The 20,211-nt window shown below is 46.8% G+C and carries 9 protein-coding genes; 8 read left to right on the top strand and 1 reads right to left on the bottom strand.

The window, feature by feature from the left end; all coding sequences use genetic code 11:
* Window positions 1-92 precede the first annotated feature (92 nt).
* From M23134_RS29620 to M23134_RS29575, 7 genes are all read left to right on the top strand, one after another.
* On the top strand, window positions 93-644 hold the full coding sequence (locus M23134_RS29620) for a hypothetical protein (RefSeq protein WP_002702760.1): 552 nt from the start codon (window positions 93-95) through the stop codon (window positions 642-644).
* A gap of 863 nt (window positions 645-1,507) precedes the next feature.
* Window positions 1,508-5,035: an amino acid adenylation domain-containing protein gene (locus M23134_RS29615; RefSeq protein WP_002702756.1), complete on the top strand. Its 3,528-nt coding sequence runs from the start codon at window positions 1,508-1,510 to the stop codon at window positions 5,033-5,035.
* Between the two features lie 2,214 nt (window positions 5,036-7,249).
* Window positions 7,250-10,855, top strand: coding sequence for a hypothetical protein (locus M23134_RS29595; RefSeq protein ID WP_002702752.1), 3,606 nt, complete (start codon window positions 7,250-7,252; stop codon window positions 10,853-10,855).
* Between the two features lie 12 nt (window positions 10,856-10,867).
* Window positions 10,868-12,481 (top strand): immunoglobulin domain-containing protein, encoded by a 1,614-nt coding sequence (locus tag M23134_RS29590; RefSeq protein ID WP_002702751.1) that lies wholly within the window; start codon window positions 10,868-10,870, stop codon window positions 12,479-12,481.
* Between the two features lie 107 nt (window positions 12,482-12,588).
* Window positions 12,589-14,910 (top strand): DUF6443 domain-containing protein, encoded by a 2,322-nt coding sequence (locus M23134_RS29585; RefSeq protein ID WP_002702750.1) that lies wholly within the window; start codon window positions 12,589-12,591, stop codon window positions 14,908-14,910.
* 55 nt (window positions 14,911-14,965) lie between these two features.
* Window positions 14,966-18,046, top strand: coding sequence for an RHS repeat domain-containing protein (locus M23134_RS29580; protein ID WP_002702749.1), 3,081 nt, complete (start codon window positions 14,966-14,968; stop codon window positions 18,044-18,046).
* 84 nt (window positions 18,047-18,130) lie between these two features.
* Window positions 18,131-19,009, top strand: a complete 879-nt coding sequence (locus M23134_RS29575) for a formylglycine-generating enzyme family protein (protein WP_053337414.1) — start codon at window positions 18,131-18,133, stop codon at window positions 19,007-19,009.
* A gap of 203 nt (window positions 19,010-19,212) precedes the next feature.
* Here M23134_RS29575 and M23134_RS39110 read toward each other — a convergent pair whose 3' ends face one another.
* Window positions 19,213-19,575 (bottom strand): helix-turn-helix domain-containing protein, encoded by a 363-nt coding sequence (locus tag M23134_RS39110; RefSeq protein WP_002702747.1) that lies wholly within the window; start codon window positions 19,573-19,575, stop codon window positions 19,213-19,215.
* Between the two features lie 146 nt (window positions 19,576-19,721).
* Here M23134_RS39110 and M23134_RS29565 point away from each other — a divergent pair, with 146 nt between their 5' ends.
* Window positions 19,722-20,210, top strand: a complete 489-nt coding sequence (locus M23134_RS29565) for a CHC2 zinc finger domain-containing protein (RefSeq protein WP_075164088.1) — start codon at window positions 19,722-19,724, stop codon at window positions 20,208-20,210.
* Window position 20,211 lies beyond the last annotated feature (1 nt).

Here is a 20,211-nt window from a genome sequence, read left to right as displayed (position 1 = left end):
AGTGGGAGCGTTGCCTGCCAGCAATGCTGGTGAGATGTTGCGGCAATGTCTCTCCTCCCTTTTTTCTAACACTATTTAAATCAAATAAGAAGATGAACAAAATATTTATCATAAGTCTGTTAGCCTGTTTAGGTTATGGGGCATCGTGCCAGGCACAGCTCAACGATTATTCTACTTACCAACTGGCTTTTCGCAAAGGAGGTAAAATTATTACCATACAACCCGGCTTGAACGCTGCCACTACCTCGGTTGCCCACGAAAGAGCCAACCAGGTAAGCCAACAATTGATTTTTAAACGCCATGGTGACGCGGGCATGTTGATTGCTTCGGTGGCAGCCCCCCACAAGTTTTTGAAACGGGTAAAAGAAGGGGATGCTGATAAGGTTACTTTTGCCGCGTATGACAGCAACCATAGTACTGACTATTTATGGATAGTACACATTGTGATAGGGCAAACTGATCCTATCGTAAGTACAAACCAGGGTGGCAGGATGACAGGACTATTGAGCGCCCCTGATGATGCCAGTAGAGCCGCTACTTTGCAGGCAGACGGCTCCATTCAAATGAGTATCATCGACTACAGCTTGGTCGATGACCCCCACAGACTGTACGTGTCTAAAAAAACAAGCCCAGGAGATTTTTAAGCAAAACAATATCAAAAATGGTTAATTTAGTACATGGTAAATGAATCAATGGCTTGGCTCATATTGGCGTAACCTACGGGAAGTTTTTCTTGCAACTGTCTGCCTTTGACTGTTTCAAACTTGCCTTTGGGAGCAGTATGATACCCCTGTTACTCAAAGCAATTATCAACTTTAAGCGTTGAAAGTCAAGCAACACCAGAGTAAGCATTAAAAACAGGCAGGCAATGGTCTGCCTTTGGTGCTTTAGACCATAAAAGTTACCTCTGCCATAATAAAAAGAGTAAAACCACTAAATTTGGCCTGCGTTTGACACGAAGTGCTAATCTCCGCCGTCGCTTGTGTCTTCACAAGAGACCAGACTTTCTTTGGGCGCTTTTTTTTAGAGACTCAATCAGCGAGTGGAGACACTCGCTGAGGCGGTGGCGGTATTTTTAGGGTAAATTTTCTACACTTGTTTGCTTAACCTGACGGCTATGCGTTTGACACGAAGCGCTAATTTTAGAGTTGCCTAAAGCACGCAAATCACACAACCCCTGAATCAGAGGAATTTTCAACCATTCCAAAACGCCTGTATTCAATTCAACCAACGATGTAACATTAGTTTTCAATTTTTCTGGCAAATTACTTCTACCAAAGGTAGTTGAGTGGCAAACTATACCCTCTGTAGAAAAGCGTTGATTTCAAATAATAGCTAATAACAATTTAGGTCTTATTTGGCTCGAAGTCTTGGGCGCGCTTTAGTCCACAGACGATGGTCAATAGTGGCTGAAGCCTGTATATCGGTGCTTAATGCAGTTACGCCAGCATTGGACTATCTAATGCCCATAACACTAACCAATATAATAAAAATAGGATAAATAATTATGGATAAACTGGAAACAACTATTTGTGGGCTCATCGCAAAGCAACGGTTAGCCCATCCAACAAAGATAGCCATCATTGATGGTGAAACCAACATTGACTACCAACAGCTGATCAAACGAGCCAATGAGGTGGCCGGAGAACTTAAGAACCGTGGGGTAAAACCTGGAGCGTTGGTAGGGGTGTGTATGCACCGCTCCTGGGAACTGGTGGCAGCCCTTATTGGAGTTATGCAGGCAGGATGTGCCTATGTTCCGCTCGATCCTGCCTACCCACAAGATCGGGTCAGGTACATGTTAGAGCATTCCCGTGCAATGGCTACCATCGTAGACGATGCCCACACCGCTGACTTGTGTAGTGGGGGAAGCGAACTCATCTGGATGAACAAGGTGGGCAAACATACCAATAGCGCTATACAACCATCTGCCAACAACCTGGCGTATGTCATTTATACCTCAGGCTCTACCGGGCGACCCAAAGGAGTAGCAGTTGAGCATAAAAATGTGGTATCTATGAGCCAGGAAATGCGTGGGCGATTCAGCAATGAAGAACTGGAAGGGGTGTTTGCGGGAGCTTCTGTGTGTTTCGATACTTCTGTCATGGAAACGATGGGTACATTGTCGTTGGGTGGTACAATCATACTCGCAAAAAACGCCCTCGAACTAACCAAGCTACCCGCAGTAGACCAAATAAGAACCTGCGTAATGGTGGCATCAGCGGTGCAAGCCTTGCTCTCGGTAGAAAAACTACCCGAAGGCATACAATGCCTGGTTTTCGGCGGCGAAGCACTCAAACGCTCATTGGTAGAGCAAGTACACGCCCAAAAACCCGACCTGAGAATATTAAATGCGTATGGGCCTACCGAAGACACCGTGTACTCGACCATTGCCGAAGTTGCGGCGGGTACTCAAGTGGTCACAATTGGCAAGTCGGTGCCCAACTCGCGTGCCTATATTCTAAACGATGCTTTGCAACCTGTGGGGGCAGGGGTAGCCGGAGAACTTTACCTTGCCGGAAGTAAGGTGGCGCGTGGCTACTTATACGATCAGGCGCTGACCAAAGAGCGTTTTATTGAGCATACCGCCAGCGATTTGATTCCAGACAATCGGTTGTACAAAACCGGCGACCTGTGTCGCTGGACAGAAAACGGTGAGATCGAGTTTCTTGGGCGAGTCGACCAACAGGTAAAGGTCAGGGGCTTCCGAATTGAACTGGAAGAAATAGAGTCGACACTTGAAACAATGCCAGGCATTGACGCTGCCGCTGCGGCCGCTGTAGACGGAGGCATTGGGCAGAAAATACTGGTAGCGTATGTGGTAAGCCAAGGCGAAACAGCAACCGAGGCGAGGGTGAAAGCTTATTTGGCAAAACGACTCCCAAAGTATATGGTGCCCCAGGTAGTAAAACACCTCAAGGCATTGCCTCTTTTGCCCAATGACAAACTCGATCGCAAGAAACTCATGAGCCTGGATGAAGGGCAGTGTTTTGAAAAAGGGAATGGTGCTGTCAATGGTTCCAGCCCCCACCAGGGCTTGACAGACTCACCTAATGAACAACACACCACAATACTATCCCTCATTCGAGGCGAAGTGGCTTCTTTATTAAATCTGACGGATGTCGCTCAGGTATTGCCAGACCATTCGTTCGATGGCTTGGGCATCGACTCGCTCACTACCCTGGAGTTTAGTCGCCGACTTACTAAATTGTTGGGGCAGGAGCTGCCAGCACAGGCCATCTTCGAATACCCCACCCCAAAGGCACTCGCCAGTTACATTGCCAACGCGACAGGAAGCATCCTCAATGGCCACTCGGCAAACACGCTACCCGGCGTGGCTACAGATACACTTGCCAGTTTCCAAACCCATATTCAATCCAGTCATCCTACGTTTCAAGCGGCAAAAGCATCGGCGTGGAACGCCACCGACAAAAGCAAGTTGGTGCAGGAAGTCTTATCTATGGTAAACAATGACCGACGCAACCCTTATAGCAAAGTATTGCAAACGGGAAGTGCCACCAGGGGCACAGTAGGCGATGCCTACAACGATGAAGTGCAGGAAGCGATTATATGGACAACCAACCTCTACCTTGGTTTGAACCGCGACCAAAAGGTAATGGAAGAAGCATCTCAGGCTTTGGCTCGTTTTGGAACAGGCATGGGCACCTCAGCGGCGGCATCTGGCATGACCAACCAACATCTTGAGTTCGAAACCGAATTTGCCGACTTGGTAGGCAAACCCAGTGCTTGCCTGTTTCCTACTGGCTACACCGCCAACGTAGGTGCAATAGCAGGGTTGTTGGGCAGAAACGATGTGGTGGTCATCGACCAACTCTGTCACGCGTCTATTGTAGATGGTGCCCGTTTGTGTGGTGCTACCGTGAGAACCTTCCAACACAACAATTCGGCTGATTTGGCGGCGGTGCTTGAATCAGAAACATCGCCCTATCGCACGGTGTTGGTAGTGCTTGAAGGGGTATACAGCATGGGCGAAGGGGCGGCTCCAGTGGCAGAAATTGTGCGTACAGCAAAAAAATACAATGCCTTGGTGTTGGTAGACGAAGCCCACTCTTTTGGCTTTTATGGCGAAGGTGGCGCAGGCATTTGTGCTGCTCAAGGGGTCACCGAAGAGGTAGACTTTATTATGACCACCCTGAGCAAGGCCTTGGGCAGCCTTGGTGGAGTAGTGGCGGCGAGTCAAGAACACATTGACTTGTTGAAGTCGTCTTCAAGGGCGTACATTTTTCAGGCATCCGTTAGCCCGGCAGACATGGCAGCGGCACTGACTGCATTGCGACGCCTCCGTGCTGATGATGCTTTGCGCGAGCGATTATGGAGTACCACCCGTTACATGCGCCAACGTTTCGAGGAGGCAGGCTACGACCTGGGAACCGGAGATGGACCCATTGTTACCCCTCACTTTAGCAACAAGGATAAATTGTACGCCATAGTACAAAGCTTGTATCAGCGAGGGGTGCAAACATCAGCGGTGACTTATCCCATTGTAGAAAGTGGACGGGGTCGTTTAAGGCTGATCTGCTCGGCAGCCCATACACGTGCAGACGTAGACAAGACCTTGGAGGCGCTCATAGAAGCAGAACGTGAAGTAGACCAGCAACTTGCCGCAACACGCGATGAGGCAAGAGAGACAAGGGTTATCCACAACGATGTTGAAAATTGGGCGAATGCATTGCTTGTTTACCTGAAAGAAACAATGGCTAAAAGTGCTGCCCCAACTCCTAGCCTTGCCATAGCTGCGAGCATATCGGAAGATACTGCACCCACCGTCATTGTGGTGAAGGATGGAGACGTAACCCTGACTCATCGTAAGCCTAAAGGTTTGCCTTCTTGCACATTGTCTTTTACCGATCAGGCGACCATTGTTGCCTTGCAGTCGGCTGATGTGCAAGCCTTGCTTCAGAGCATTTCTCAGGGCAACTGTGTACTCAACGGGCAAGTCGAGCCATTTATATGGTTGATAGGACGCTTGGTAGACCAGCGTCAGGACGCCTGCGTTTATGCTGAGTTGGAGTAAAACAGGATGAAAGCATTGATCAGCTATTACACCACAGGCTTAAGTTTTTTCAACTTAAGCCTGTAGATAGAAGAAAGTTTTTAACCTTCGTTCTTCCTGTCAAAGGCTGATATAATTAAAAACAGGTAAGTTCCTTCGTAGGGGATTGCCTACCTCTCGCAAAGGTCTTACCACAGGGTGACCTGAGCAGTGCTACCTCAAATGTTTGTAAACAGCTTATTTTTGAAAGGCCTCATAGTTATCTTTAGGGTTGGCAAGTGTTCCGTCATTCGCCGGAATAGTCAGGCTTATTGGTCAGGCTAAAGCCTTAAGACCAACAGGAGCTATCGACCCCGGACTAATTAACTCCGGACTAATCTCTTTTCACCTCTCGCGAAGGTCTTACCGCAGGGTGACCTGAGCAGTGTTACCTCAAATGTTTGTAAACAGCTTATTTTTGAAAATCCTTATAGTTAGCTTTAGGGTTGGCAAGTGTTGGTCAGGCTAAAGCCTTAAGACCAACACGGGGAGGGGGAGCTATCGACCTCGGACTAATTAACTCTGGACTAATCTCTTTTCACCTCTCGCGAAGGTCTTACCGCAGGGTGACCTGAGCAGTGCTACCTCAAATGTTTGTGAACAACTTATTTTTGAAAATCCTTATAAGTTAGCTTTTGGGTTAGCAAGTGTTCCGTCATTCGCCGGAATAGTCAGGCTTATTGGTCAGTCTAAAGCCTTAAGACCAACACGGGTAGGTTGTTTTTTGGGCTTGAATTGTCTACGATGGCACACGCGAGGACGACGTGCACCAGCAAGGGAGATTCGATCGTTTTTTTAACAAAGCAAATTCATTTAAACCACCACCTCCCGCGAAGGTCTTGCCGCAGGGTGACCTGAGCAAGGCGAACCAGCTACTTGAAAACCGACTTATTTTTGAAAAGCCTCAGCTTTTGGGTTGGCAAGTGTTCCGTCATTCGCCGGAATAGTCAGGCTTATTGGTCAGGCTAAAGCCTCAAGACCAACACGGGGAGGTTGTTTTTTGGGCTTGAATTGTCTATGCTGGCACACGCGAGGACGACGTGCACCAGCAAGGGAGATTCGATCGTTTTTTTAACAAAGCAAATTCAATTTAAACCACCACCTCCCGCGAAGGTCTTGCCGCAGGGTGACCTGAGCAAGGCGAACCAGCTACTTGAAAACCGACTTATTTTTGAAAAGCCTCAGCTTTTGGGTTAGCAAGTGTTCCGTCATTCGCCGGAATAGTCAGGCTTATTGGTCAGGCTAAAGCCTCAAGACCAACACGGGGAGGTTGTTTTTTGGGCTTGAATTGTCTATGCTGGCACACGCGAGGATGACGTGCACCAGCAAGGGAGATTCGATCGTTTTTTTAACAAAGCAAATTCAATTTAAACCACCACCTCCCGCGAAGGTCTTGCCGCAGGGTGACCTGAGCAAGGCGAACCAGCTACTTGAAAACCGACTTATTTTTGAAAAGCCTCAGCTTTTGGGTTGGCAAGCGTTCCGTCATTCGCCGGAATAGTCAGGCTTATTGGTCAGTCTAAAGCCTCAAGACCAACACGGGGAGGTTGTTTTTTGGGCTTGAATTGTCTATGCTGGCACACGCGAGGACGACGTGCACCAGCAAGGGAGATTCGATCGTTTTTTTAACAAAGCAAATTCAATTTAAACCACCACCTCCCGCGAAGGTCTTACCGCAGGGTGACCTGAGCAAGGCGAACCAGCTACTTGAAAACCGACTTATTTTTGAAAAGCCTCAGCTTTTGGGTTAGCAAGTGTTCCGTCATTCGCCGGAATAGTCAGGCTTATTGGTCAGGCTAAAGCCTCAAGACCAACACGGGGAGGTTGTTTTTTGGGCTTGAATTGTCTATGCTGGCACACGCGAGGACGACGTGCACCAGCAAGGGTAATAATTAAAAACAGGCAAGTTCCTTCGTAGGGGCTTGCTTGTGTTATTTTTAGGGCAAAATAGCGCATTCAAAAACCATCAGACACTATTAGTACTTATCATAATGTCAAGTTATAAAGCAAAATAAAAACCACTGAATACAGCGAAAAAAAGAAAGTTTAAAAAAAATCCGAAGATTTTGTCCGGAATGCCTCCAACAAATGGGTATAGAAATATTAGATAAGTTTTTGCTCAAACCTTGTTTATTGTTTCAGGCAAATATTACCCAATAAATAAGGTCTACATTTTATAATTGAAATTAATAAATAATGATCAATACATCTACCCAAACAACAAAAGCAATGGTGCTGGCAATAAGGATGATGCTTTGTTTGTGTTTAACAGCACACATTGTGCAGGCACAAACACAAAATGTTCCCCCATCACCCAACGCGGCAGCCCTCGAAAAATTTGCCGATGTACCCGTGAGTTTATATACAGGAATACCCAACGTAAGTGTACCCATTTATCAACTCAAAAGCCGCACTTTGAGCGTTCCTGTATCGCTTAGTTACCACTATGCCGGCTTTCAGCCCAACGAAACCCCCAGTTGGGTAGGACTTGGCTGGGCGCTCAATGCTGGTGGAGTCATCACCCGAACGGTGAAAGGCAAGTCAGACAACGCTCCCGACGGATATTGGTCGCTGGAAAACCCAATCAAAGGAGACTCTGGTTATGCCCCCTATACCAACCATGACGACTGGGTTTTTTTGGACGGCGTAGCCAATGGGCGGATCAAAGATACCCAACCCGACCTGTATTCTTTTAATGTAGGAGGTGCTTCGGGCAAGTTCTTTATCAAAAGAAATGCTGCCGGCTTGCTTGCTGCCTATACCATACCCTACCAAGACGTGAAAATAGAAATCCCTACTGATATAGACAGTACAGTGATCCGTAGTGATTGGACGATTACCTTGCCCGATGGTACCAAATATACCTTTGGAGGAGCAGGTTTTACCGAAGAAACTTCTATGTACAATGAAGCTGGAGGCCAAGGAAGCGGCGACAGGTATATTTCTGCCTGGTACCTCAAAAAAATAGTATCTGTAAACGGAGACGATGAAATCAATTTTGTGTATACGATGTCATCTGGTGAAATTGGTTACCGGGCCACGGTTTCTGAAAGTCGTAGCTATAGCCAAACCATTGGGCAAAACCTATGCAATGGCTCCAATAGCCAGTCGAGGAGCTACCACGAGGTAAAAGTATCGGGAAGGCTACACATCAAAGAAATTAGAGCGAAAACCGGGCACAAGGTCGTGTTTCACGAAACTGCCGAAAACCGTAAAGACTATCAGGACAAAGCCCTGGACAGAATAGAGGTAGTATCGACCAATGGAAACACTGTACAAACCCACCAATTAAGCTTTGGCTACATGGGACCACCCCTGCCCAGCCCATATAAAGGCTACCTGTTGCTCACCAAAGTACAACAAGTGGCTCCTCAGGGAAACCTGACCAAAGGTGCCTACGAGTTTAGTTATCATCGACAATCAAACCCTGGCTCAGTGTCTCGTCAGGGGAGCATGGCCATAGACCATTGGGGTTACTACAATGGCGCCCAAAACTCCACCCTCATTCCTGACTATATCAACGAAAATGGTTCAATCGTACACAAAGGAGCCAACCGGGAGGTAAATCCTGAAACGGTAAAAATAGGAGTACTCACCAAAATGACCTATCCCACCGGGGGCGAAGCTTCTTTCAAGTGGGAATCTAATATATTCTTCGACAGCAAAAGCTGCAATGGCTATATAGAAAAAGTAGCCACTACCACTCAAGTAGGCACAAGCTTCGGCAAGCTGCACAATGGCAGGCAAAGCAAACGCATTACTTTTGTATTGGATACCACCCAGTGGGTAAGTGTACATATTGCGGTGGTAGACCACGACATTACTGAAAGTGAAGTCTTTGGACAAATATTGATACCTATACGCGGCGATACAAATAATTTGGGCACCTACTTTTCTATGAACAAGACTGGGTTGCACAGATTACACATGGCACCGGGCACTTATATATTGGAGGCCAGCGCCTGGGCTGCAGCTAACTTCCTGCCCGACAACCAAGCCACTGTATCTGCCCACATCAGGATAGATTATGCCAAGAACAAAGCCAGCGATGGTTGCGACAAACCCGGCCCTGGCTTGCGCATTGCCAAAGTGACCATGACCGATGGGCTGAATCAAGGCAACGACTTGGTGAAAGAATACTTGTACCACCAATTTGCCAATAAAAAAGCAAGCAGTGGGTATTTACCCGGCCTGATGCCAAGCTACGACACCAAACGAGAATATAACGTACGGGAAACTAACCACCCAGGGGCAGCTTGTACCGAAGTTGTTTGTCAATCGGTGAGCCTTTCTTCGTCAAGCGTATTGCGGGGAGGCTATACCAAAGGCAGCCCCATTGGCTATACCAATGTAGCCGTGCTTTTGGGTGAGGCGGGCTCCAACGGTAGGACTGAGCACGAGTACTCTTTTGTGCTTGACGATGGAAGCAAAGACAACGACTGGCAAAGGGGGCATTTGCTCAAGCAACGCACCTACGATGTACACGGACGTATTTTGCAGGCCACCGAAAACTACTATACTACTTTAAAGAGCAAAGAAGACATTAACCACCAACAGGCACATGGTATTACAGCACGGTGGACGAAACGCTCAGTGTGCCTAGCCGATGTAAAAGAGCCAGGAACCAATACCATGGTAGTTACTCACCGCCCATTGGTTTCGGCGTGGCACCGTTTAGACCAGGTGGACAATTACCAATACTTTTATGACAATGGCGATTTGGCGGGTACTTCTCAACGAGAAATGAAAACAGTGAGCAAGTATTACTATGAAAACCCACTGGATCCAATGAACAATACCCAACATACCTTCTTGACCAAAACCGAAACTACCAATAGCAAAGGGCAAACTATAGTAACCAAAAATTACTATCCACAAGATGCCTTGGCGAATTTGCCCTTTACCAGCAAAATGCATAGAACCGCCGAGTTATTGTCTACTAGATACATGTTGGCAACCCCAGTGCTCAGCATCAGCCTGATAGACAACCAGGCAGTGGGCGCCACCTATACCGAGTTTACCGAAGTGGGCAGTAAGCTATTCCCCACCAAAAAATATGCAACAGAATTGGCTGCCCCATTAAGCAACATGGCAGATGTATACCAGGTAGACGGTGCCGGAAACTTTGTATACTTAAAACTCAAAGAAGCTTATACGTTTGAGTCTGAATACGGCAACCTGACAGAAACCAAAGCAGCCGATAATATCAGTAGTGCTTTTATCTGGGACCACGCGCACAAATCGCAGGTAACGGCCCACGTGGTGAATGCTACCGCCGGGCAAATTGCCTACAGCAGCTTCGAAACCGCTACCGATTGGGGTCACTGGAGCACCAACACCCCTACCTGGGTAGTAACCGCTGCTGAGCAACATACAGGAATGACGAGCTTGCAAGCCGTCAACGGGGTGGCGACCCTGCAAAGAAGCTCTTTGCCTTCGGGGAATTACCAAGTGAGTTTTTGGCAAAAAGGCAGTGGACAGGTAACCGTCAATGGCACGGCAGCTTCGTTGATAAAAACACTGCCTTCGGGTTGGTCGTTGCACCAAGCCACGGTCAATAATGCGACCATGGTGACAGTAAACGTAGCTCAGGGGGTATACCTCGACGAGTTACGGCTACACCCCGTAAATGCCCAAATGACTACCTTCAACCATCGGCTTTTGGTGGGTTTGGTGTCTAAAACCGATGCCAACCAACAAACCATTTATTACCAATACGATGGGTTGAATCGTTTGCAACTGTTGCGCGATTTTGAAGGAAATATTTTGAAAAGGTATACTTATCAATACAAGAACAAATAAGGAGATCAAAAAATGAGACATTATCAGGAAGTGCTTAAGTGGAGCCGAATCACAGGTTTGCTGTTGATCTTATGGGGGGCAATGGCTTTGCAGTTTGCCCAGGCACAATCAAGAAACATCCTCATTGGTCAAGCTTCATCCATAGAGTGTGTAGGTCAATCTATGATGTATACTGCCGAGATTTCAGGGATAGAGGAAATGCACATCGACTTCTCTAAGTATAGCTGGAGCATTGTCAGTGGCAATGGAACCTTGTCAAGCAGGTCAGGAAGAACAGTAGGAGTGACCTGGAATGACAACAATGGTGGCGTGATCAGGGTGATATATGCCGGGCAAATCACTGTTGAAATGACTACTTATAATATAACCCCAGCTACTAAGTCTAGCGTACCCCACCCAAACCCCAGCGTTGGCATGAGTGCCAGCCAAACAATGGTGGCAGCAGGAGCCGCCGTTAGCCTAAGCGCAAGTGGAGGCACCTCTTATTCCTGGACATATCAGCCTGCTTCTGGTGGTATATACCCTATCGGTGGTTCAGGTAGTTCGGTTACCAGCCCGGCGCTCTACCAAAATACTACATTTAATGTCACAGGGTACAATGCTGCTGGTTGTGCTTCTAGCCGTAGCGTGGCAGTAAAAGTCATCAAAAAAGCTTCGGTGGCGAGCCAGGTCACTACTTTTAACAACACCTACAATGCCCAGGCTACCCCAGGCGCCAATGGAACTACTTGTCGTTGGTACAATGCTGCCACGGGGGGTACCTTGCTTGCCCAGGGCACCAGCGTTACCATTGCTTCTTCGCAACTTATCAATAGCACGGTACATGTGGCTTCTTATAACACTACTTCTGGAGTAGAAAGCGCCAGAGTGCCCCAAAAAGTAGATTTTGTGCGGGTGCTTCCTGTCATTGTGAATGCTTCCCCCAGCTTTTTGTGCGGGGGCGGAGAGGTTTCGGGAAAAATCAATATCAATGGCTGGACCAACCAAGTCAATATTCCTGAAGGAGACGATGCCGGCAATATTACTTACGAATGGTTCAACGCCAGCCAGCAAGCCATTGGCAGCAGCCAACAACTGTTTTTAGGAAGTGTGTATGGCTCAAAAACTTTTTACGTAAGAGTGACTCTGGGCATAAACAATCCTATTTCCAGTCCGCTTATTCCTTTCGTGGTCACTTCGGGCACCCAGCCCAACCCACCTGCCTACCAGGTGAACAACTGCGGCGAAACGGTTACTTTGACCGGGGCAAATGCGGGTGAAACCTACCACTTGATCATAGAAGAAAGAGAAATGGACACTTGGCACCAGGTAGCCAATATCAGCAGTACTACAGGGGTGTTTAACCTGACCAGCGCCGAGCGCCTGTCGTCAACCATTCGCTACCAAGCCAAAATAGCCAATGGTGGGGGATGTTACAGCGTGCCCCAAAGCATTGCCACCCCTACTTTTGACCTGAGCAATTACAGCATTGGCAAGAACCCCTCTGCCGCCCAGTGTGGCAGCGACCTTACTCTGAGCATCAATAATATTCAGGGCTATGCCCATTTTTATTCTGAGTACTTGTGGGCCACCAGCAACGGCAGAAGCTTCACAACTACTGTCCCTACCTTGGTTTTGCCTCAGTAAAAGCAGTACTACTACCATATCGGTCAGGTTCAAAGACGCACATACTGGGTGCATAAGCCCTAGTATCACACCAATTTACCGCGAGTGCCGCCATCAACCCACTGAGTGTGCGCGACCTGACCATTACCAACTGTGGACAAAACCTCATGGTTAACAACCCTGAGTCTGGCGTCATTTATCACCTCAAACACCAGGAGGATTCTTTATTCACTAATATCATCACGGTAAGGCATTGGGTGACCAAAGAAACCTTCACCAGCAGCACCGGGGTTTTTAGTAACTTGCCACCTATCAACCACCTCAATCGCTATGTGTTACACCTGGAAACAGCCCCTACTTGTTTGAGCGAAGGTTTGGTAATAGGGGGCAATAGTTTGCCCTCCCCGGTGTTGTTGGGGGCTTCTTGCAAAAATAAGAGTACAAGCGTAACTTTGCCTTGGTTGCCCGGAGGCGTTACCTCTTTTGTTTGGAAAAGAAGACCAGTAAGCGACACAAACGCCATCTCTACTACCCCTGGAGATATGGCAAGCCTTACCTATAGTTTTTTATCAGACACCAATTACGAAGTATGGGCAGAGGCATCTATAGGCGAAGGTTGTGTAATGACCAGCCCCAAAACTACGGTTACCCCATTATTGGTGCCTTTGGCGCCTGGTGTAGCAGCCGATGCCCCATTGTTGTGCAACGCTTCTACTACCTTGTTAAGGGCTACGGGCAGCTCTAATACGGCAGGTATAGTACGTTGGTACAAAGACGACCCCAACAGCACGCCCATACAAGTGGGCAGCAAACCTTATTTACTCACCGAAAAGCTGAGCACTACCACTACTTACTATGTTTCTTTGTCGCATGGCGGTTGCGAAAGCCCCAAAACTGCTTTTTTGGTAGAAGCCTATACTGGTTTGCCCAAGCCTACCCTGGTAGGGGCGCCTTTGGGCATAGAAAAAGCCGGGCAGAAAACCCTCACCGTGGCTGGGGCACAAGCCGGACAGGAGTATGTGTGGTATACCAGCCAGGACGACCACAGCCTGGTGGCAGATAACAACACCGCTACCTATGCCGCCAATTTTACCCAAACCCAGGTAATGTATGTGGCACTCAAAAACGACAAAGTGGGTTGTGTGGGCGAAAAGCTGGCCATTCCGGTGCGCATTATGCCCACCTATGCCAATGTAACCGAGGCTGACCTGAACATTACTGGGGTACAAACCCTGCGGGTAAAAGAAACCAATCAGGCCAACCTGGATGCCTTGTCAGTCACCAATCGCCAAACTTTTTGGGACAAAGTATATTTAGATGGTTTGGGCAGACCCATCCAAAGCCTGAGCCAACAAACTTCGCCGGGCGGAGCCGATGTGGTAAAGGCTGTAGTATACGATGAAATAAGTCGTACCCCGCTTACCCATTTGCCCTATACCTCTAGCGAAAACCTGAAGGGTTTTAAACCCAATGCCATTACCGCCATTGAAAGTTTTTATGCCGATGGGGCCGGAGGCAACCGAGTCACTACCAGCAAGCCTTACGCGCTGACTACTTTTGAGGCTTCACCGCTCAACCGAGCATTTGCACAATACGCCCCCGGCAATAGCTGGGTAGGCGCGGGCAAAGGGGTGACCACCGATTTGTGGACCAATCCTGACCCCCACCAGGCAAGCACGGCATCTTTTGACAAAGTAAGGTTGTTGGAGGTAAATAATGCGTTGGCAAATGCGGAGGTAACGGTTCGCCCAGGCGAATTGACCCTGTCCACTCTCCAAACCAAAAGCAATGGGCAACCAGTTACCCATTATCAGGCAGAACCCAAGATAGTACTAAGCGAGGGCTTTAGCATTGCCGATACCGACCCCGCCATTACCTTTGAGATCAAAGAAAGTGACCAAAACAAGCCTGCTGTAGCAGGGTTTTATGCGGCTGGGCAACTCAGCCGGGTAAGGGTGACCGATGAAGATGGCAAGCAAACCGAAGAGTTTAAAAACAAGTCGGGACAAGTCATACTCAAACGCGCCAGGGTAGACGCCCACACCTGGGCACAAACTTATTATGTATACAACGACTTTGGTCAGTTGAGTTATGTATTGCCTCCAGCGGCAGTCAAAGCATTGGATGAGGCCAATTGGGACTTTGCCGCGGTTGATGCTCAGCTGGACAAGCTTTGGTACCGTTATTATTACGATGCCCGGGGGCGACTCATCAGCAAAGAAGTGCCTGGGGCAGGCAAGGTAATGATGGTGTATGACAAACGCGACCGTTTGGTGCTTTCGCAAGATGCCAACCAACGCCACCTGGGCAAGTGGAGTTTTACCAAGTATGACCAGCTCAACCGCCCTGTGATGACGGGCATGTACACCAGCACCCAAACCCGTTTGGCGCTACAAACGCCCTGGATGCCCAATTGGCAGCCCTGGATACGCCAGCCACGAAAAATTTGACCTGGCGGGCACCCATGGGTATACCAATGTAAGCTTCCCGAACACCGCCCTGGATGTGCACTCGGTGACTTATTATGACAACTATGCCTGGAAAAACGGCCAGACTGCCTACGACTACTCAATAGCCGGGTTGGATGCCCGCTTGGCGACCGAGCCCGTAAACTACCAGGTAACAGGGCAGGTAACTGCTACCAAAACTGCGGTGCTGGATGCCTACGGCGAACGCACCGGATGGTTGACTACGGTCAGCTATTATGATGCCCGGGGGCGGGTATTGCAAACCATTGCCGACAACAACAAAAATGGTCGTGACCTGACCATGACCCAGTATGCCTTTGATGGCAAAGTGTTGCAAAGTGTAGTAAAACACCAAACCACCAGTCCGGCGGCTACTTATTATGTGACCCAGTGGACCAAATACGACCACGCGGGCCGGGTATTGGAAACCTACCAGGACATTGCCAATGGTTATACTTACCGTGATGCCGCCACGGCTGAAGCCTTGGCGAATGCCCAACCTGCCACGGCTTCGGTGACTCAGGTAAGCAAGCTGGCTTACAACGAAATAGGGCAGTTGATCACCAAAAAGCTGGGAAAAAAACAACAGACAACTGAGGCTTTGCAAACCCTCAACTTTCGTTACAACATCAGGGGTTGGATGACCCACCTCAACGATGCTACCCTGAGCACCCACAGCGTAGACGGCGATATTTTTGGGTTTGAACTGAAATATGACCAGGGTGCCACCCAAAACTACCTCAATGGCAACATTGGGCGAATGGTGTGGCAAAGCAGCATAGACCAGGTGCAGCGCCAGTATGACTATACCTACGATGGGCTCAACCGATTGAAAACGGCCAGTTATACCTCTTCGAACGCCGCAGAAAACGGGCGGTATGATGTAAACAACCTGACTTATGACTTGAATGGCAACATTCTGAGCCTTAAGCGCCAGGGTTTGCTGGAGCGTAAACTCAACCTGGCAATGGTGTTTGGTACCATTGACGACCTAAGCTATACCTATGCGGGCAATCAATTGTTGGGAGTAGCCGATGCCGAAGACAGCCAAAACACCGGCGTAGCCGGAGACTTTAGAGATGGACACACCGCTACCGCTCAAGACCCCGACTATATTTATGACGCCAACGGGAACCTGGTGGAAGATAAAAACAAAAAAATAGCGAGTATTGTCTATAATTATTTAAATTTGCCTACGATTATCAATTTTGAGAAAAACCAGCAAATCGTCTATACTTATGATGCTGCTGGAATCAAACTCAATAAGGTAGTCATTGACAGCACGGGCGCGCAAACGAGCCGCACCGATTACATAGGGAGTTTTGTCTACGAAAACGACGAATTGCAATTTGTTCATACTGCCGAAGGGCGTGCTTTGGCACCTGGTACTTTGGACGGAAACGCGGGCTTTGTGTATGAGTATCATTACAAAGACCATTTAGGTAACTTGAGGGTAGCTTTCAGGGAAGGAGAAAAGAAAATTTACCGGGCTGATTTAGAAGATGTTACCACCGATAAACAGCAAGGTTTCGAATACAAAGAAGTTATTATTTCTTCTGATCCGACGAGCGCCAGCAACCATGTAGCCAAACTAACGAGCACCGAGCCGCTAGGAATGTTGCGCAACCTGGAAGTAAGCAAAGGCGATGTGGTAAAAGTGAAAGTGAAGGGTTATTACGCCGGGGGTTCGGTGACCCATAGCAATGCGGTGAACTGGGGGCTGACCCTGGGACAAGTAAACGGCCACTCAAACAGTGGTGAAATCTCTACAGAAAACACGCCTTTTCTACTGAATTTAGGGCTGAGTATTACGCCTAACAACGGGGGTAATAACCCGAACGCCACGGTACCAAGTGGTTACTTAAAATTGGTATTTTATAAAAAAGACGGTACGCCCGTTACCGCCTCGTTACAAATTGCTCATCTGAGCCCAGGCGCCGGACAATGGCAAGACCTGGAACTAACGTATACTGCTACCGAAAGGGGATACTTACAAGCCTTCGTCGCCAATGAAAGCGACCAGGAAGTATTCTTTGATGATATGGTGGTGGAGCATACCCCGCAACTGATTGTACAGGAGAATCATTATTATCCGTTTGGAATGAACCTGCGAGGGATTGAGAAGCAGGGTAAGCCTGAGCATAGGTATCAATATAATGCGGGGACTGAGCTTGAGAAAAGCTTTGAGTTGAACTGGCATGAGACGATATACCGAAGATATGACGCGCAGCTAGGACGCTTCCACGGAATAGACGAACTAGCCCCCTTGATGCCTAGTATTACCCCTTATCAATACGCTTTTAATAATTCTATTTCATTAAATGACCCTACTGGCTTAGCTCCTGAAGGTGATGATGCCATTGAACAAAAGCGCCTGGATGATTGGACTAAAGAAAACGAAGCGCAGGGAAGAGCTCAAGATGCGATGTTGGATGCACAACATGGTAGGTGGCCTTCGAGAAATGGAGTAGGAAATAATTCATCGGAAGGAAACCCCTTTGTGAGAGAAAGAATAATAGATAAATACATTGAGTATGTAGAAAATAAAAATTCTCCTCAAACAAGGCATACACTTATTGTTTGGTCGTTAAGCAGGAGCTTACAATCTGTCAAAACCCCCAGCGGACACATACGTCGCCAAGAAATTGTAAGGATTCGTAGGCTGCTTATAACTCTTAATGACAAAGGGATAATTAACAGGAGAGCCACGCTTGAAGGGGATTCTAAACATTACAACTATCCTTCCCAGTATAATAATAGCAAAGGTTCACCTCGTCCTTTTAAGCGACTAAGCAAGTTATCGCAAAGTAAGTATACGTTTAAAGGTTGGCTTGATAGGGCTGCCTTTGCTGGTCAGATTGATCAACCCATGAAAAACTTAATTTTGCGTTATACAGGTTTTATTAGAAGAAATTCTAGAGCTTTTATATCTGAAAAAACCAGCATGGGAAAGGCACTAGTTGGAACTTATGGCGGAGATAATAATCCATACTTTGATTTTGGGTATTCTCTTGCAGGTGCACTTGCTCCCATACTGGGGTATACTGACCTTGTATTAAAGGGGCTTAATATCATTAGGGGTGACAAAGTAAAATCATTTATATTGCCTGATAAATAGCTTTCAACCCATACAATACGCCTTAACACAGGTTTTTTATAGAGAAAACCTGTGCATTAACAAAAATTAAATATTTATAATTAGATGGCTACAAAAAAATATCTGATCTTATTTTTTCAAATAATGTGTTCAACGTTTCTGGTATCTTTGGGAACTGCAGGCTTTGTCTACTCCCAGAAAAATGATTTTCGTACTCCAGAAATGGTTTTTGTAAAGGGAGGGGCATTTAACATGGGAAGTCCACGCTTTGCGCCCGATGCCAAGCCTACCCACAAAGTTTTACTTGACAGCTATTATATCAGTAAATTTGAAATTACTAACCAAGATTTTGTCCTTTTTCTTAATAACGGAGAATGCACTTGGTTTTTAGACAGCCTTATCAATATCAAACATAAGTATTCAAGTATTAAATACTCAAATAAGCGTTTTTATGTAATAAAGGGTGCAGAAAGGTACCCAGTTACTAGAGTTTCATTTGATGGAGCAAAAGCTTATTGTGCCTGGTTAAGCAATACAACAAAAAAGAAATATCGCTTGCCTACCGAAGCGGAATGGGAGTATGCAGCACGGGGTGGGGTCAAAAGCCGAGGTTATTTGTTTGCGGGTAGCAACAATGCAGAAGAAGTCTCCTGGCATGATAAAACGGCTTTATACGTAGGAGGGGATGATGACCAGCAAAACGAAGTAGGGTTAAAAAAAGGTAATGAATTGGGTATCTATGACATGAGTGGAAATGTAGGTGAATGGTGTGAAGATTGGTTTGATGATGACTATTATGAAAGAAGCGCAAAACGAAACCCCGTGAATAAGGTTATTGATAAGAGGTTTGGAGCACTTAAAGTTGTTCGTGGAGGCTCTTGGAGAGATTTGCCAATGGTTTGTTCTGTTTTTTATAGAATGCAAGCATTTACATATGAGACTAAGCCAATTCTTGGTATTAGGGTGGTAAGGGAGGCTGATTAATCCTGGCTTGGTTTATCCCAATAAATATACAGCCTGATTCATTCACTTGAGTCAGGCTTTTTTATTTCTTATGAACCTGAAAGATAGGAGTTTATGAGTTGCGAAAGTATATGATTGTCTGTACTTTTGCAAGACAGACGATTTGGGATAGTCATCTGTTAAAGTGTAACCCTGTGCTAGTTTAGTGCAGGGTTTTTTGTTTCTTATGAGGCTAAGTTGATTGCATTTGCTAATGTATCCTTTAGGCGTTTGTGAGCCACCGCAGTATCAATCATTGTGTACAAGGACTGTTTTTGCGCCTCATCTAATTCTTCAATCAACTGTATTTTTTCTACCAGTGTTTTGTCATAAGAATCAATATCAAGCTCATCATTTTCTGCAAATAAGTCTGACAATTTAACATTTAAAGCCTGTGCTATTTTCTTAATTGTTGCTAGAGATGGTTCAGCCTTACCATTCTCAAACCTCGAATATTGCCCGCGATCAATGCCAACGCTTAGAGCCACTTCTTTCTGTGAAAGGCTTTTTTTACTTCTTATATCTTTTAGTTTTTTCGCAAAATCCATAGTGTTAATAGCTTATTTATACTACAAATTTACTTTTTAGTGTCTTACTATGCAATATTATTTGTTTTACCTTTTTCTTTAGTTGTATATTTATACAATTATAAATATGTTTGCAATTGTATAAATCTACAACAAAAAAATTTACTATGACTATCTCAGATATTAAACAAAATCTCTCCATCACCACCGTTCTAGCCCACTACGGCTTAAGCGTCAATGGAAGCAACCGCCTGTGTTGTCCTTTTCACGATGACAAAAAGCCGAGTATGGAAATGTTCCCGAAGTCGGACACGGTGTTTTGCTTTAGCAGCAATTGCAAGGTGCACGGAAAGCCTATCGATGTGATTGATTTTGTGATGCACCAGGAGAAGTTGAGCAAACACGAGGCAATTTTGAAGTGTAAGTCGCTGTTAGGTGCCACTGGTGGGGGAGTGGCTGCGGCTCCAGCACAGGCGCAGCCTATGGTGTCTGAAAAAGTGCGCGTAAAGACAATGACGGCGGCTTTTGCTCACTTCCAAAGGTCGTTTGCTCAAAGTAAAGCAGCCCAGGCATACATGCAAAATCGTGGTTTGGAGCGCATCCAGGAAGTAGGTTTTCACGATGGGACGTTGAGCAAGCCTTTGCGTGCCGGGTGAG

It is taken from the genome of Microscilla marina ATCC 23134 (assembly GCF_000169175.1).
GTDB classification, from domain to species: Bacteria; Bacteroidota; Bacteroidia; order Cytophagales; family Microscillaceae; genus Microscilla; species Microscilla marina.
The sequence above is the reverse complement of the archived record's forward strand: the minus strand, read 5'-3'. Positions and strand labels throughout refer to the sequence as shown.

Excerpts from the sequence above, each read along its gene's own strand:
- M23134_RS29620 (WP_002702760.1), top strand. The coding sequence starts at position 93 with ATGAACAAAATATTTATCATAAGTCTGTTAGCCTGTTTAGGTTATGGG.
- M23134_RS29615 (WP_002702756.1), top strand. The coding sequence starts at position 1,508 with ATGGATAAACTGGAAACAACTATTTGTGGGCTCATCGCAAAGCAACGG.
- M23134_RS29595 (WP_002702752.1), top strand. The coding sequence starts at position 7,250 with ATGATCAATACATCTACCCAAACAACAAAAGCAATGGTGCTGGCAATA.
- M23134_RS29590 (WP_002702751.1), top strand. The coding sequence starts at position 10,868 with ATGAGACATTATCAGGAAGTGCTTAAGTGGAGCCGAATCACAGGTTTG.
- M23134_RS29575 (WP_053337414.1), top strand. The coding sequence starts at position 18,131 with ATGGCTACAAAAAAATATCTGATCTTATTTTTTCAAATAATGTGTTCA.
- M23134_RS39110 (WP_002702747.1), bottom strand. The coding sequence starts at position 19,575 with ATGGATTTTGCGAAAAAACTAAAAGATATAAGAAGTAAAAAAAGCCTT.
- M23134_RS29565 (WP_075164088.1), top strand. The coding sequence starts at position 19,722 with ATGACTATCTCAGATATTAAACAAAATCTCTCCATCACCACCGTTCTA.